This is a genomic window from Flavobacterium sp. KACC 22763 (genome assembly GCF_028736155.1).
Taxonomy (GTDB): domain Bacteria; phylum Bacteroidota; class Bacteroidia; order Flavobacteriales; family Flavobacteriaceae; genus Flavobacterium.
The window spans coordinates 5,474,137-5,490,532 of the sequence record NZ_CP117879.1 but is presented as its reverse complement, the minus strand read 5'-3'; the positions used below and the strand labels follow the sequence as shown (position 1 = coordinate 5,490,532).

Here is a 16,396-nt window from a genome sequence, read left to right as displayed (position 1 = left end):
CTAAAATGAAAAAATAATGAAAGACGACTATTAAAAATTGTTGGTATTAGTTTTTAGTGGTCAGTGGTCAGTTTTTTTAGTGGTCAGTCGCAGTCTGAAACTTTATCAAAGTTTTAAACTTTGACAAAGTTGATTTTCCTAGCTGAGACTGAACACTAAAAAAACTGATCACTACTAAAAACTACTTCAACGGATTCCCATCTTTAGCTAGAGAACCCGATTTGACGATAATCATTTTATCCAATTGAATGTATTTCTTAATGGCATCGTTTACCTGCTGTAAAGTTGCTTTTTCGATATCTTTTGGATACTGGTCTATATAGTTTGGCTCTAAACCTCTTTCAATAAAACTTAAAATCGTTCTCGCCATTCCGTTTGTAGTTGACATTCCTACTTTAAAACTTCCGATTAAGTTGGTTTTCTTATTTGCTAATTCTTCGGCTGTGATTCCATTTTTCACCCATTTATCCACCTGAACCATTGTCGCGTCAAGTCCTTTTTGAAATAAATTCGGGTTGAAAGAAGCGTTGACAAACCAGTAGCCTCCAGTTTCGATGTTTCCGCCCAAACCAGAAGAAATGTTGTATGTTAAACCATCATTATCACGAACTGTCTGCATTAATCGTCCAGCAAAACCTGCTCCTAAAGTGTAATTTCCAATGTAAAACGGAATATAATCGGCGTCGGCTCTTTTTAAACCTGTAAACTGTCCGATGAATAATTCTGCACTTGGTTTTTCTGGAATGGTTACCACTTCTGTTTTTGATGCAGCTTTTGTAGCTTCTTCAAATTTTAGTTTTTCTGCAACGCCCCCATTCCAGTTTTTGAATGATTTTTGTAATGATGCATTTAAGTTTGCGCCATCAGTATCTCCCACAATTACAAGTCTCATTGAAGCTGTTCCGAAATATTTTTTGTGGAAAGCTTTCACTTCATCCAAAGTTGCGTTTTTAATATTCGCAATATTATCTTCAACACTTAAACTATAATTTGGATTCCCCTTTGGATAAATCGCCTGAGATAAAGCAATGCTTCCTCTTTCTCCTGGATCGTTCAAATCCTGTTGTGTATTTCCAATAAACTGCTGTTTTAAATTTTCGAATTCTTTGGCATCAAACAACGGATTTCTCAGTTCTTCAGCCAATAAAGCAATTACCTGATCTAAGTCTTTTTTCAAACATTTAAATCCGATATTGATTTTGAAAGTCGAAGCATTTACGTTTAATGAAACTCCTAGTTTTTGCAGTTTTTCTGAAAATTTAAATTTGTCATTTAGCGTAGTTCCTTTTGATAACATTGAAGCTGTTAGCGCCGGAATAATATCATTTTTAGTTTCGCTGGCATAATTTCCTAACGAAATGCTTGCTGCAACGGTTACAAAATCTTTTGCCGAAGTTTTTACTGAAACCACATCAATTCCAGATACTTTTTCTCTTTTAAAAGCTGAAGCCGATTTTTCAATTAAACTTGATTCAGAAATTAATTCTTCTGCTGTACTTTTTACTAAAGCTGGAGCAGATGAAGACTCTTCATGAATATGTCCTTCGTCTGAATGTCTGTAATAAAACGGACCTTTCTCAGGCATAAAATTATTAGCTTTTGCCATATCCTGATTTTGTGCACCAGCCTGTTTCGGAATAAAATATCCTGTTGTGCTTTGGTCTTCAACCAAATATTTTTGAGCCACACGCAAAATATCTGCTGGAGTTACTTTTTTCAATCTGTCAACTCCTGTAATATAATCTGTCCAATCACCAGATGCAATCGCTTCATTTAATGCCGATGCAATCACTCCAGAACCATCGCGAGCTAAAATAGTCTGCGCACTTACTTTTGCTACAACACGATTAACCTCATCTTGAGTAACACCTTCTTTTTGAATTTTAGCCACAACTTCGCTGATTTTAGCATCGATATCTTCGTGTTTTGAAGTTGCAGGAAAACCAACGGTAACTGTAAAAAGTCCGACTTCTTTAAAATTTGTAGCTTCAGCGTACGAGTAAATTCCTAATCGAGTATCTACAAAAGTTTTGTTTAAAATTGCTGATGGCCCAACACCAATAATCTGAGCCAAAATATTCAATGCCGGAAGGTCTTCATGCAAAGCTCCTGGAATTTTATACGCTTTACTGACTACGCCTAATTCACCAGGTTTTTTTACCGTAATTTTACGCGCGCCATATTGTTGAGGTTCTTGTGTATAAGGCTGAGGCATTGCATTTGGCGCTTTTGTAATTTTACCGAAATACTTTTCGATCAATTCAAAAACATTTTCTTTTTTGAAATCGCCAATAATGGTTAAAGTTGCATTATCTGGCCAATAATAAGTATTATAGAAATTTCTTAATACTTCAATTGGAGCATTTTCAATATCCGATTTCCAACCAATTGTCGAATGATGATAAGGATGTGCAATATATGCCGAAGCCCAAATTTCTTTATCTAACAGACTATTCGGATTGTTTTCTCCACGTTCAAATTCGTTACGAACCACCGTCATTTCTGCTTCTTTATCTTCTTTTAATAATAAAGAATTACGCATTCTGTCGGCTTCAATCTGGATTGCCAGTTCTATTTTATCACTTGGCAATGTTTCAAAATAATTGGTTCGATCATACCAAGTTGTCGCATTCAATTGTGCGCCTGTATTTTGAAGCACATCTGTAATCGTGTTTCCATTTTTTTTATTGAAAGTTGGCGTTCCTTTAAACATTAAATGTTCTAAAAGGTGTGTTGATCCAGTGTTTCCTAAAACTTCATGTTTAGAGCCAACACGATATACAATCTGAACCGTTGCAACTGGCGAAGCATTGTCTTGCAAAAGCAAAACATTCATTCCGTTTGGCTGGTATAAATATTCTTCTATTCCGCCTAATTCTTTTATTTTCTTGAAGTTAACTGATTTGTTCTGCGCTGAAATTAGGGTACAGAAAGCTAATGAGCAATAGCCCAGTAAGATGTATTTTTTCATTTTTTGTTGAGAGATTTTATTTGAGTGTTCAGTAATTAGTGTTCAGTTGTAGTTTAGTATTACACTGAAAACTAAATGCTGAACACTAATTACCGAATACTGAATATTTTACGATTTGCTAAATATTTCCTTCAATTTAGATTGAAGTTCTGCTTCTCTAAGATTTTTAGCCACGATTTTTCCATCAGGTCCAATTAAGTAGTTGGTTGGAACCATTTTTACACCGTATAAAACAGCCGCTTCATTCTGCCATCCTTTTAAATCTGAAACATGTGTCCAGGTTAAACCGTCTTTTTCGATTGCTTTTCCCCAAAGTTTCTTTTTATCATCTAAAGAAACTCCCAAAACATCAAATCCTTTTTCATGATACGTTTTGTAGGCTAAAACTACATTTGGATTTTCTTTTCGGCAAGGACCGCACCAAGAAGCCGAAAAATCAACCAAAACATATTTGCCTTTGTAGTCTGAAAGTTTTACCACTTTTCCGCTTACATCTGTCTGAGAAAACTCTGGTGCAGTAACACCCACAGCAGTTTTATCGTTAAGATCAATCGCCTGTTTCAGTTGTTTTCCATAAATTGATTTCTGTATTTCTGGAGTTAAAACTCCGTAATACATTTTTACCTGCTCTGGTGTTCCGTACGAAACAATTCGATCATTAATTACCAAAGCACCAGCTATTTTATCTTTATTTTTTCTGATAAATTTATCGGTTAAATCATCGGCAAAAGATTGAAGATCTTTCCATTTTTTATCCATTGCCGTTTGCTGTTCTGGAGTTAATTTTACTTTTCCTCCTTGTGTCAGCGAATCGGATAATTTGTAAATTGGACCTGCAATGTTTTGTATTTTTTTGAACTCATTATCATAAAATGATTTATAAATATCATTTTGAGTTGCTCCCGTAACTTTAGCTTTAAAAATAGAATCCTTTTTAGCTTCCACTTTTATTTCTTCATTAGATAAAAGAAAATAAGCACCGTATTCTTCTCCTTTTAATTTAATGGTATGCAATAACGGTTCTGAAACTTTTCCTGCAAGAGTAAAAGTTCCGTCTTTTTGTATTTGCGCTGAATCTGCGATTTTTTTATTTCCTTTTTCATCTGTATTTTCAAGATAAACCATTCCTTTATCTAGTCCAGCGATCGTGCCATTGATTGTAAATCCTTCTTCTTTTTTAGAACAAGAATTCAGCACGATCAACAATGCCATTGCCGACAAACCTGCTTTTAAGATTGTACTTTTCATGTTATATTTTTTTGTTTGTTATTTTTTTGTTTTCAGTCTCAGTCGACAGTTTTCACTGAGACTGAAAACTGTGACTTAATTTAAGATTTTAAAAGCTCTTTTAATTTCGCTTCCAATTCTGCACCTCTTAAATTGTCGCCGATAATTACACCTTTGCTATCTACTAAATAAGTTGCTGGAATTGCTTTTACATTAAATGATTTACTCACTTTATCATCGTCCAGAAGATTGTGCCATTGCATGTTTTCTTGTCCAAGTGCTTTCTGCCAAGCTTTTTCGTCTTTATCAATCGACACGCTTAAAATTTCAAATCCTTTTGGGGCATATTCAGCATAAGCCGTTTTTAAGTTCGGAATTTCTTTTCGACATGGACCGCACCAAGATGCCCAAAAATCTACCAAAATATATTTTTTTCCTGCTACAATATCTTTTGCACTATATGCTTTTCCGTCTTTATCTTTTAAACTGAAATTTGCTATACTTGTTCCAATTAAAGATTTCGGATTCAAATCTTTATCTAAAATTTGTCCATAATAACTTTTTTTTGCTGCATCAGAAAACTGATCGTACAAAGGTTTTTGCTCTGCTGTGAAATAGCTAAAATTGGTCATCATAAAGAATGGCCCCCACCAAGTTGCTCTATGTTTTGCAATAAGAGCTAATGTTGTTTTTTCGACATTTGTAAAAAATGCTTTTTCATCTGCTTCAAATTTTTTCCAAACTGGAAGATTCTGAAGTGAGTCTACCGCTTTTGTATTTTTATCACGTCTTGCCGCACCGATTAATTTACTCAATTCGTCGGATTCTTTTGTGTGATACGCTTTGTAATCTTTATCAAGCTGATCTTTATAAGCAATTTCTTTTGCATAATAATCATGCGATTTCGAACCCGTAATTGCTACATCTTTAAATTTAATAAATTGACCTTCATCAGTTGAAACGCTTCCAATAGCAGTAATCTTTATTTTTGAATTTTCAACCATTACAGAAATATTTCCTTTGTTTTTACCAAAGACAACATAGAAAAAACGAGGCTCATTTAATTTTCCTGTGAAAGTAAATTTACCGTCTTTTAATGCTGTTTCAGCAACTGGCAGTTCAGAAGTATGTGTTGCTCCTGGTATTAATTTCACAGCTATTCCGTCCTCAAGACCTACAATATTTCCATCAATAGAATATGAAGTTGCTGCTGGAGTTACTGCTTTTTTCTTTTGTGCCTGACCGCTGTTTGAAATCATAAACAAGCAAATGCACAGTCCTAATATTTTATATTTAATTGTATTCATTTTTGATTGATATTTTAAGAAAAGCTTCCTTTTCGGAGTTCCTAATCAGGAAGCTTTACAGTTATTATTTATCTACGTTTTGTGTTATTGTTCCGTTTCCTGGATTATTTATTGCTCCTTGCGGGAACGGAGATGTCCATAAATGAGAATCAGAAGAAAGCGTGTATGTTTTACCTCCAACTACTTTTGTGAAACTAACTTTGTAAATTCCCTCTGCATTTAAACGGCGTGCATCTGCATATGGAATAAGTGTCATAATCAGTTCATTGTTTTTTGTTCTATAAATGGCATTCAAAGCTGTTGTTTTATCAGCAGTTGAAATGTCTTGATAAGAAGCTGGAAGAATACGTGTTTTACGAACAGTATTTAAAACTCCCAACGCTTCACTAATTTTATTATCACGAGCCAGACATTCTGCTTTAATTAAATAAACCTCTACGGTTGTGATTCCACCAAAATTGAAAGCTCCAGTCAAAGTTCTTCTGTATGAAGTCTCAGCACCTACTGTTCTAATTTTCCATCGAGAAATAAATCTTGCATCACCCGTTTCAAAACGCTGTGCACGTTCTACCGGAATGTCAAATTCTGCTCCTAAATTAGAAGAACTTCCGTGACGAAACGTATAATTTTCTACATAATTGAATCCCATTGGAGATGGAGTTGTAGTATACGAATTCGGAACATCAATCACTGCTTTATTGGCATTGTAATATCCAATCCAGTCATATAATTTATTGTTTTCTGCTAATGCTAAATCTGCATTTTTTAGAGCTTCTGCATAATTATTCATCTGCAGATTAACTCTTGCATTGAAAGCATAACCAGCGCCTAAATTTGGATGCAGCGCCGTCTGAGAAACTTTTGGCAGATAAGGCAGCGCATCTTTTATATCATTTAAAATAAAATCATATAATTCCTGAATAGTTACCTGTTTGCTTGGTGCATTAATATTAGCACTCGTAATTAACGGAACTGATAATTTTGTAGATGCTGTTGAAGCCACATACGTATCTGCGTAAAAATTTACCAGATTAAAATAATTCATGGCACGCAATAATTTTGCCTGAGCCCAAACTACTCTTTGCTCCTGTTCGGTTGCTTTTGTTGTTGTTAAAGCATTTTCGATTATTAAATTAAAAGTCGAAATTCCTTGATAACCTCCATAGTAAGTTCCTTCATCTGATGGTTTCAATTCGATACGATTTGCATTTTCATCCCACATATAGTTTGCATTATACAATCTATTGCTTGATAAAGTTGCTGCATTTACAAACTGATCGTTTAATACGTGCAAAGCAGGTAAAACGTCTACTCTCTGGTTGGTGTATTCATCTCTCAAAAAAGCTTCAAAATCGGCTAAAGTGGTTGGTGTTTTTGATCCTTTTGGAATATCGTCTAGATAATTTTCGCAAGATGCCAAAGTCAATCCTAAAGCTAATAGGCACACTGCCTTTTTATATATATTTTTCATTGTCTCGTCTTTAAAAATTAAAAGTTAACATTTACACCAAAAACAAAACTTGGAGATTGGAAACCATTCAATAAGAATTTGGCATCTCTGCTTTTTGCCACAGTAAATACATTTTCGGCATTTAGATTAAAACGAACTCCATCTAATTTTACCCTCTTCATCAATTCTTTTGGCATTTGATAAGCCAATGAAACGTTGCTCAATCTAATATTTGAAGCGTCTAGAATGTTAATGTCTGCGTATGAATAAATAGTACGTGAATCTGAACTAAAATCGGATTCATATTCATAAACTACTCTCGGAACATTTGTAAAAGCTTCGTCTCCTGGCTGCTGCCAACGATCTCTAATATGATTATTTACTACCGTAATATCTGTTACATAACCCCCCATTGCGCTATTATAATTATTGCTTAGCATTGGCAAGTAGCTATTTCTAATTTTATGTCCTAACTCGTAAACGAAAAGTGCTGAAAGCGAGAAATTTTTGTAATTAGCTGAAGTATGGAATGATCCGCTGTGAGTTGGTACTGTTGAACCATAATCTTTAATAGCATCAAGTTGCCCCGGATTGTATTTTACTGCTGTTCCGTTTGCATCATAAACCTGTGGCAATCCTGCGTTGTTCAGTCCTGCCCATTGGTAGCCATAAATAGAGTTAAAATTTGTCCCAACTCTCGGAAAAAATTGTGGTTGATCTAACTGTAAATAATAAACTGGTGCTTTTACATTTATAAAATCTACTTTATTTTTATTATTAGCATACAAAATAGCAGCATCCCATGAGAATGAAGGTGTTTTTATGATTGTTCCTCTCAAAGTTACCTCGATTCCTTTATTTGTCATTCCTCCATTGTTGATGGTATAAGTAGAATAGCCCCATCCTTCTGTTGGAATTCCTTGGCTGCTTGCTAATAAATCTTCTCCTTTTTTGTTATAAAAGTCAAAGCTTCCGCTTAGTCTGCTTTTGAATAATGAAAAATCCAAACCAATATTGGTCGTAGTTGTTTTTTCCCAAGATAATTCTGGATTTGGTCTTGATCTTACGGTTCCCTGAGTTCCTCCAACATTCGAATTTGAATTGTAATAAGCTGTTAAATAAGGAGCTGTATCTTTGGCAATATTTCCTAAAATACCATAAGAAGCACGTACTTTAAGCGCGTCTACCCACGAAACTTTAAAGAAAGATTCTTTATCAATATTCCACCCTGCTCCAGCAGACCAAGTTGGTTTATTTTGATATTTACTGTCTGTTCCCCAAAGATTAGAACGGTCCATACGTATACTTCCAGAAATAGTATATCTTCCATCATACGTGTATCCGCCTGTTGAGTAGAGAGATACAAAACGGTTTAGCATTTCTTTTTCTAATGAAAAATCGTCTTGAATCATGTAGCCTCCAAAAACTCCTCCGTATACTTTAAGTAAATCTGCCTGATTTATTGGAGTAAAACCTAAAGTTTGAGCATCATAACCGTAACGTGTATTATTGCTAAATTCTAATTTTGTATGGCGAATTTCCATACCGGCAATGGCAGAAAAATCATGTTTTTCATTAAACGTCTGATTGAAATTTAACTGCTGACGGAAATTGTAAGCGTTTGTAAACTGATTGGTTTCTTTTATAATATCGCCATAAGGAAGATTGTAAACCGCTTTATTGTTTACAATAGTAACCAATTCGTTTACTCTCTTTCTTGTGTAATAAGAATCTTTGCCAAAAAGCTGTTCTGCACGATCTGAACCATATTCGTATTGGAACATCGCATTGTATGTAAAGGCTTTGCTGAATTTCACATTAAACTTTGCGTACGTTCTGTTTAGGAAATTTTTGTTTTCAATAAGGTTTCTTCCAAATTCATCCATTGGCGTAATGTCCATATTGTACAGTCCATAATTCTGCATAGACTGAAGCGTAAAATTATTGTAGCGAGACGCAGCAGTCGAAACAAAATTAGTTCCGTCGTTATTTACCAATTGGTTATATGGCTGAAATTTAAATCCTGGGGCTGATGCCAAATAACTTTGTGTATCGCCAGTTCCGTAATTTAAATAAGTTCCTAAATCTAGTGACAGCCAGTTATTAATTTGAGTAGAATTCTTCAGATTAATTCCCACAGACTGATTTTCAGAGTACATATCTTCTAACTGATTGTCTTTGTAAGTTATCGATGCATTAAAAGTATTGTTTTCACTTGCTTTACCTAAACTAAGATTGTGCTGCATAAAATATTGATCGCGTTTTGCATATTTTGCAATATCATCATAATACTTATATCCTTGTGCGCCAAGTGTGTTCAATCGATTATTCATTTCTGCCATAGAAATTTTGCCTGCATAACCATTCAATAAAGTATTCATTCCTAAACTTGTAAATGCAGCATTATTCAATAATGATTGCGCATAAGTTCCAGCATTTGCTCCTTGTAAATTTGGGTTTCCTGCCGCCCAACCCTTTTCTAAACCAATAATATCAGCTGAATCCGTTAGGTTTCCAGTATAATTTCTATAAGGCGTAACGGTCAAATTGCTTGAAAAAGAAATATTTGTTTTTCCAGCTTTTGCTTTTTTGGTTGTAATAACTACAACTCCATTTGCTGCACGCGAACCATAAATAGAAGCCGCCGCTGCATCTTTTAAAACTGTAATTGTTTCAATATCTTCTAAATTCAGATTCGGTACATTTTCTTCTATAGTCGCATAAGGCGTCAGTTTTGTACTTTCTACAGGAAATCCGTCAATAACGTATAGAGGATAAACTACACCTCTCATAGTTGTAGTACCACGAATTTTACCATCCTGATATCCAACAATACGTCCTTCCAAAATTTTATCCATACTGCTCAAACGCTGTTCCTGAAACTCTTTTGCTTTCAGATTGGAGAAAGAACCTGTTATTTTTTCAGCCGAAATATTCTGATATCCAGTTGTTAAAACCAAACCTTCTAATTGCTGCACATCTTCTTTTAAAACAACATTGATAACACTTCTTCCTTCAACTTTTATTTCCTGTCTTACATATCCTAAATAAGAATAAGCCAAAGTCGTTTCGCCGCTTACCGCAATAATCTGATATTCTCCATTAAAATCGGTATTTACACCTCTTCCAGAGCCATTATCCGCAACTGCTGCACCAACTAATGGCATTCCTTTTTCATCTGTAACCCTACCTTTTACGATAAAATCAGCCACTTCCTTTTTTGTTTCAATCGGTTTTTCGGCAGCTATTTTTTTCGGCGTCAGAATAATATGGTTTCCTGATACTTTAAAATCGGTACTAGAATTATTAAAAATTTTGTTTAAAATAACTTCGATTGAAGTTTCGTATGCATTTACGTCGATTACTCTGTTTAAATCTACAGATCTTACATTGTAAACAAATCTGTAATCTGTAGTATATTCAAGCCTTTCAATCACTTTGGCAACAGTCATATTGCTGGCATTAAAAGAAATCTTGTTTTTTTGAGAATAAGTGGTTCCGGCGTGCATTACTGTTAAGGCAGTTAGCAGAAATAATGTGGTCAATTTCATTTTCAAATCAAATTTCAAAAAAGGCTTATCAAACCTGATTCTGTTCAAGAGTTTTTTCATACTTTTAAAATGTTTTTTTAATGTTGGTTGGTTAATTAACTGACCGCATATACTCTACCGGGAAATGTTGGCGCATTTTCCGGTTTTTTTATAACGATCCTTTTCATTTTGGATTTTTGTTACATAGGCTTTTTTTTAATTGTTAATTATGAATTGTTAATTGATAATTTATTTTATAGTAATCCTGTCTCGATCAATATCATAATCAATCTTATAGCTGTCGCTGAAATATTTTAGAACAACTTCGATTGGTTCATTGTCAAAACGGGCGTTAAAAATTTCTTTTCCGAGAGTTTTATTTCTATTAATGAACGTTACGTTGTATTGGCGTTCCAGTTTTTTGATAATATCATCAAAAGAAGCATTTTTAAAAACCAGACTTCCTTTTACCCAAGCTGTATAATATTCTGTATTAACTTGTTCTATTGCAATTTTTGATTGCCCTTTTAGATTCGAACCTTTGTCTCCCGGTTTCAAATACACCTGATCTTCTTTTGTTTTCTGATCTTTATAAAGCGAGACTTTTCCTTCAACCAAAACAACATCGGTGCTTACATTTTCGCTATACGTGTCCACGTTGAATTTTGTTCCCAAAACCTCAACATTCATATTCTGTGTATTCACATTAAATGGATGTGCTTTGTCTTTTTCCACTTCAAAAAAAGCTTCTCCTAAAAGGTACACTTGACGATTCTGATTTTTACCAAACTGTACCGGATATCTCAATGAGGTTCCTGCATTTAAATGCACAAGCGTTCCGTCAGACAATTGCACTTCAAACTTTTTTCCGTACGGAATCCTGATCGTATTGTAAACCAGCGCGCCATCAGAATACGCTTTTGTATAAACCAATTTGCCTTTTTCCTGTCTTCCAATTACATTCCCGTATTTATCGGTTATGTTTCTGGCATCGTTTGCATTAAGATTCTGCGATTCGTTTCCTAGCTGCAATACAATTTCATCTTCTCTCGGAATAATAATATTTGGTTTTGAATGAGAATTGCTTGAATTTTTATAGAAATAAAAACCTCCCAAAGCCACAATCAAAATCGCTGCGTATTTGTAATAAGATGAAAATCTGCGTTTATAAAAAACATTATTTTCGTTCTTGATTCGCTCCGCAAGTTTTTTTCTAACCTCAGTCGAATCAAAAGTGTTCAAAGCAGTATCAATTGCATAATTGGTTTTTACAAAATCCTTAAATGCAATTTGATTCTCTTCTTCTTTTAACCACTCCGTAAGCTGCTCAATCTCTTCTTGAGAAGCCTGATTTGTGATAAATTTAACAATTAGTCTCTCTGACTTTTTTGCTGTCATTTTAGTCGTTTTTAATATTATTACGAAGCCAAAAAACAAAACCCTAACAATTTGATAAAGTTTTTTTCATTTTGCTGAATTTTTTATTTTTCACAAGTCTTTTCTTTCAATAAAACTCGACTAATTTGGTAGAAATTATAAAACAAAAGATTTATATTTGCATTTTATTCCTTTTTTATTTGTAATAAATTTCGAATAGAAAAGAAAAAAAGAAGTCGTTTTGAGCAATTTCAGTTCACTTTTGACCCAAAAAAACTATTAATTTATATATTTGTTTTTATGAAGATTGATGATTACAGCGATAATACCATTCTAATTGAATCTCTCAGAAATGGAGATGAAAGCGCTTACACGTATCTTATCGACACCTATCATCATAAACTTTGTGTGTATGCCAACAGCTTGGTAAAAAATGTTTACAGCGCCGAAGATATTGTGCAGAACGTTTTTATAAAAGTGTGGGAACAACGCACAAGATTAAAAGCAGATCATTCTCTAAAAAGCTTTCTTTATAAATTGACTTATAATGAGTTTATCGATTTATATCGAAAAAACCAGTCTTTGTTTTCTTTAGAAAAGTCCTATTATGATGCCTTAAACGGAATTGTGCAGGAAGAAGATTCTGAGGATTTTAAAAGAGTTTTGAATGCTGTGAATAAAGAAATTCAGAACCTTCCTCCAAAATGTAAAGAGGTTTTTATTTTAAGTAAAAAAGAAGGTTTAACCAATATCGAGATTGCAGAACATCTTGACGTTTCAATAAAAACCGTTGAAGCTCAGATTACAAAAGCATTTTCTATTCTAAGGACTTCACTTGAAGAAAAAGTGAGAAGTGTTTTATTTCTTCTGTTTTCTGCTAAAAAAAAATTCAGACTAAATAATTTAATCTGAATTTTCTTTTTATTGTTTTAAAGTTGAAATTGATTGCAAATCTTTTATTTATGATACGTATTTCATTTCTTCTTCAAAAAACGCTACAACAGGCGTTTTCATATCGTGATAAAAAAGCACTTTCCAATTTTCATCTTTTGCCTGCTGTTCCCATTTTTTACGAGATTGCATAGCGCGTTTTCCGTCAAAATCAGTTTTGTAGGCAACGTGCATGGACCAATATATTTTTTGCGGCAAATCGTCGGCTCCATAAAAAACAATTTCATCATCGGCTTTAATCCAAAAAACTTGATGAAATTGGGTATGCCCAGCCGAAACTTCATAGAAAATTTCATCGGTTATATTTCCACTATCAGAATTCAGCAATTCTACATTAGGAAGTTTTTTCAGCTCATTTAATATTTCAAATACATAAGATGGATTATTGATTTGTTCTAGAGCAAAATCAATTTCTCTTTCTTGAATATAAATTGTCGCGTTTGGAAAATTTTGAACCAGATCTCCGTTTTCAAAATAACCAATTCCTTCAATATGATCTTTATGCAAATGTGAAACCAAAACTTTGGTTATCTGCTGAGGTTCAATATTGTTCTTTCTTAAAGTTTCATAAATAAACGGAACGCCATTATTAACAAATCCTAAACCGAAGTCTAATAAAATAACGTCATTGTCGGTGATAACAACAAAGGGCTGGATTGCCATTTTTAAACCTGGAGTCGTTGATTCAGCTGTTAAAAGCTGAAATTCTTTTTGAGAATTGGCAACATAATTTCCTTCTTGTAAAGCTATAATTTCCATTTTGTTTTGCTTTAATTTTGCAACACGACAAAGTTCTAAAGAATTTCTATATTTGTAAAACCTTATTTTTCGATAAAATCAATCGATAAAACCGATTTAGAAATGGAACTTCGTCAGCTAAAATATTTTCTAAAAGCAAAAGAATTACTGAATTTTACCGAAGCTGCTTCGGCGCTTTACATCAGTCAAAGTACATTATCGCAGCAAATTAAACAGCTGGAAGATGAACTTCAAGTGCCTCTTTTTAACCGAATTGGAAAAAGAATTACGCTTACTGAAGCTGGAGATTTGTTTGCCGTTTATGCGCAGCAATCTATCAACAAAGCTTCTGATGGATTGGAATTATTAAAAGATTTAAATAATCTGGAAACAGGAAAAGTAGCAATTGGCGTAACGTATGCCTTACGTCATGTGGTCACAAAAGCATTGATTTTGTTTAGTTCTCAATACCCTAAAATTCAATTCGAAATTGTGTTTGGCACTTCGCAGGAACTCATTCAAAAACTAAATCATTTTCAACTCGATGTTATTCTGACTTTTGAAGAAATTGCTTCAGAAGCGCACTTTAAATATCTCGAATTATTTACTTCCCCAATGGCTTTGGTTACGGCATCTGAAACGCCGTTGACCAACAAAAAAAGCATTTCTTTAGATGAGGTAAGTTCATTGCCACTTGCACTTCCGTCGAGTGGTTTTAGTACGACGCAATTTATCAATAAAGCTTTTGAAAAAAGTAATTTACACCCAAATGTTACCATTGAAATAAACGATATTCCGACTCTGCTTGAATTGATTAAAACGGGAAAATGGCATACGATTTTAACCAAAACTACCATTGAAAATGAGGAAGATTTACATGCGATTCCGATAAGCGGTAAAAATATGACACGAACAGCAATGCTGATTTCTTTGAAAGAAGTGTATGAGAAAAAAGCGGTTGTCGCGTTTTTGAAAATGCTAATGGAAAATGTAACTACATAGAATATTAAAGTTTTTTACGTGAATATTCAGTAAAAAAAAGCTCTTTTCTGAACGAAAAGAGCCTGCAAATTGTGTGATTTATTTTAGTCTAGAGATTCATTTTTTTAGCATCTTCAACAAACTGTTTCAATCCGATATCAGTCAGCGGAGATTTCTCCTTCGTCGAAATGACAAAACTGTACGTATTTCTTTGCTTAAGTAAAGTTCTAGTGAGTAAAAAATGTGCATTTCGATTGATTTTGCTCTTCAAAAAACCTTCAATAAAAAATACTCACTATTATTTTATCAAACTGACCTTTTATTCGTTTCGATTTTCAAAAAATAGCAACTAAACCTTAAATCTATTTTTTTTCAAATCTCAAGAAAAAAAAGCCATAATCTTAATACACATTTTTAGAATTTTATCTAAAAGAATATCAGAAAACAGTTTTTAAACTTTTCTAGATTTGCCTCACTAAATATTTTGTAGAAACCCAACAGATTTAGAAGATCTGTTGGGTTTTAGTTTTATTAAATATATTGATTGATGATATTTTCAAACAATTCTTGTTTACCGCTTTGAAGATTTAATTCTCCATTTTCGTGAGCGATTGTATAAAGATCTTTCAAGTTTAATTTCCCATCAGCAAAATCTTTACCTTTTCCAGAATCGAATGAGCTATATCTTTCTTTTCTTAATTTCTCGTAAGGAGAAGAAGTAATGATTTTATCTGCAGTCAATAATGCTCTTGCAAAAGTATCAGCACCACCAATGTGCGCCAAGAAAACATCTTCTAAGTCGGTAGAGTTTCTTCTGATTTTAGCATCAAAGTTAACTCCTCCGCCTTGTAATCCGCCAGCTTTTAAGAAAACCAACATAGCTTCTGTAGTTTCCTGAATGTTGTTTGGGAACTGGTCTGTATCCCATCCGTTTTGGTAATCACCTCTGTTCGCATCGATGCTTCCTAACATTCCTGCTTTTGCAGCCACTTCCAATTCGTGTTGGAAAGTATGCTGTGCCAATGTAGCGTGGTTTACCTCTATATTGATTTTGAAATCTTTATCTAAACCATAATTTTTCAAGAATCCAATTGCAGTTGCTGAGTCAAAATCGTATTGGTGTTTAGATGGCTCCATTGGTTTTGGCTCAATAAAGAAAGTTCCTTTAAAACCTTGAGCTCTAGCATAGTCTCTAGACATTGCTAAGAATTGCGCCATGTGGTCTAATTCTCTTCCCATATCTGTGTTTAGTAGAGACATATAACCTTCTCTACCACCCCAGAATACGTAGTTTTCTCCGCCTAAAGCGATTGTAGCATCTAGAGCTAATTTTACTTGACCTCCAGCTCTTGCTACTACATTAAAATCAGGATTTGTAGCCGCCCCGTTCATGAATCTTGGATTTGAGAAACAGTTTGAAGTTCCCCAAAGCAATTTAATTCCAGACTCTGCTTTTTTCTGTTTTAAGTAATCTGTAATAAAAGCCAAACGTTTTTCTGATTCTGCAAAAGTTGGCCCTTCGTTAATCAAATCGTAATCATGGAAACAGAAATAATCAAATCCCATTTTGCTGATGAATTCAAAAGCGGCATCTGCTTTATCTTTCGCTGCCTGATAAGGATCTGATGAAGCATCCCAAGCAAATTGCTGTGTTCCTGGTCCGAATGGATCGCTACCTTGTCCGCAGAAAGTATGCCAATAAGCGATAGCAAATTTAAAGTGCTCACGCATTGTTTTTCCAGCCACAACTTGATCTGGATTGTAATATTTAAATGCTAAAGGATTGTCTGATTCTTTTCCTTCAAATTTTATTTGGCCAATACCTTTGTAGTATTCTTTATCTCCTAAAACTATCATTTGATTC

Annotated in this window: 10 protein-coding genes; 2 read left to right on the top strand and 8 right to left on the bottom strand. The window is 33.9% G+C overall.

Features of this window, described 5'->3' with window-relative positions:
* Positions 1 to 181: 181 nt before the first annotated feature.
* The 6 genes from PQ463_RS23185 to PQ463_RS23160 all read right to left on the bottom strand — a co-directional run bounded on the left by PQ463_RS23185 (position 182) and on the right by PQ463_RS23160 (position 11,883).
* Positions 182 to 2,971, bottom strand: coding sequence for a M16 family metallopeptidase (locus PQ463_RS23185; RefSeq protein ID WP_274255684.1), 2,790 nt, complete (start codon positions 2,969 to 2,971; stop codon positions 182 to 184).
* Positions 2,972 to 3,079: 108 nt separating this feature from the next.
* Positions 3,080 to 4,219, bottom strand: coding sequence for a TlpA disulfide reductase family protein (locus PQ463_RS23180; protein WP_274255683.1), 1,140 nt, complete (start codon positions 4,217 to 4,219; stop codon positions 3,080 to 3,082).
* An 80-nt stretch (positions 4,220 to 4,299) separates the two neighbouring features.
* Positions 4,300 to 5,505 carry a TlpA disulfide reductase family protein gene (locus PQ463_RS23175; RefSeq protein WP_274255682.1) on the bottom strand — a complete coding sequence of 402 codons (1,206 nt, stop codon included), beginning with the start codon at positions 5,503 to 5,505 and terminating at the stop codon, positions 4,300 to 4,302.
* A gap of 64 nt (positions 5,506 to 5,569) precedes the next feature.
* Positions 5,570 to 6,976 carry a RagB/SusD family nutrient uptake outer membrane protein gene (locus PQ463_RS23170; RefSeq protein WP_274255681.1) on the bottom strand — a complete coding sequence of 469 codons (1,407 nt, stop codon included), beginning with the start codon at positions 6,974 to 6,976 and terminating at the stop codon, positions 5,570 to 5,572.
* A 17-nt stretch (positions 6,977 to 6,993) separates the two neighbouring features.
* A complete protein-coding gene (locus tag PQ463_RS23165; protein ID WP_274255680.1) occupies positions 6,994 to 10,566 on the bottom strand; it encodes a SusC/RagA family TonB-linked outer membrane protein in 3,573 nt (1,190 codons plus the stop codon).
* A 168-nt stretch (positions 10,567 to 10,734) separates the two neighbouring features.
* Complete coding sequence (locus PQ463_RS23160; RefSeq protein ID WP_274255679.1) at positions 10,735 to 11,883, bottom strand: FecR family protein; 1,149 nt, start codon at positions 11,881 to 11,883, stop codon at positions 10,735 to 10,737.
* Positions 11,884 to 12,162: 279 nt separating this feature from the next.
* Between PQ463_RS23160 and PQ463_RS23155 the strand changes: the two genes are divergently transcribed.
* On the top strand, positions 12,163 to 12,774 hold the full coding sequence (locus tag PQ463_RS23155; RefSeq protein ID WP_274255678.1) for an RNA polymerase sigma factor: 612 nt from the start codon (positions 12,163 to 12,165) through the stop codon (positions 12,772 to 12,774).
* A gap of 48 nt (positions 12,775 to 12,822) precedes the next feature.
* On the opposite strand, the gene PQ463_RS23150 is transcribed toward PQ463_RS23155, so the two are convergent.
* Positions 12,823 to 13,572 carry an MBL fold metallo-hydrolase gene (locus PQ463_RS23150; protein ID WP_274255677.1) on the bottom strand — a complete coding sequence of 250 codons (750 nt, stop codon included), beginning with the start codon at positions 13,570 to 13,572 and terminating at the stop codon, positions 12,823 to 12,825.
* Positions 13,573 to 13,674: 102 nt separating this feature from the next.
* Between PQ463_RS23150 and PQ463_RS23145 the strand changes: the two genes are divergently transcribed.
* The gene (locus PQ463_RS23145; RefSeq protein ID WP_111376166.1) at positions 13,675 to 14,553 is read left to right on the top strand and encodes a LysR substrate-binding domain-containing protein; all 879 of its coding nucleotides are present in this window, start codon (positions 13,675 to 13,677) and stop codon (positions 14,551 to 14,553) included.
* 510 nt (positions 14,554 to 15,063) lie between these two features.
* On the opposite strand, the gene xylA is transcribed toward PQ463_RS23145, so the two are convergent.
* A complete protein-coding gene (gene xylA / locus PQ463_RS23140) occupies positions 15,064 to 16,389 on the bottom strand; it encodes a xylose isomerase (protein ID WP_274255676.1) in 1,326 nt (441 codons plus the stop codon).
* Positions 16,390 to 16,396: the final 7 nt, after the last annotated feature.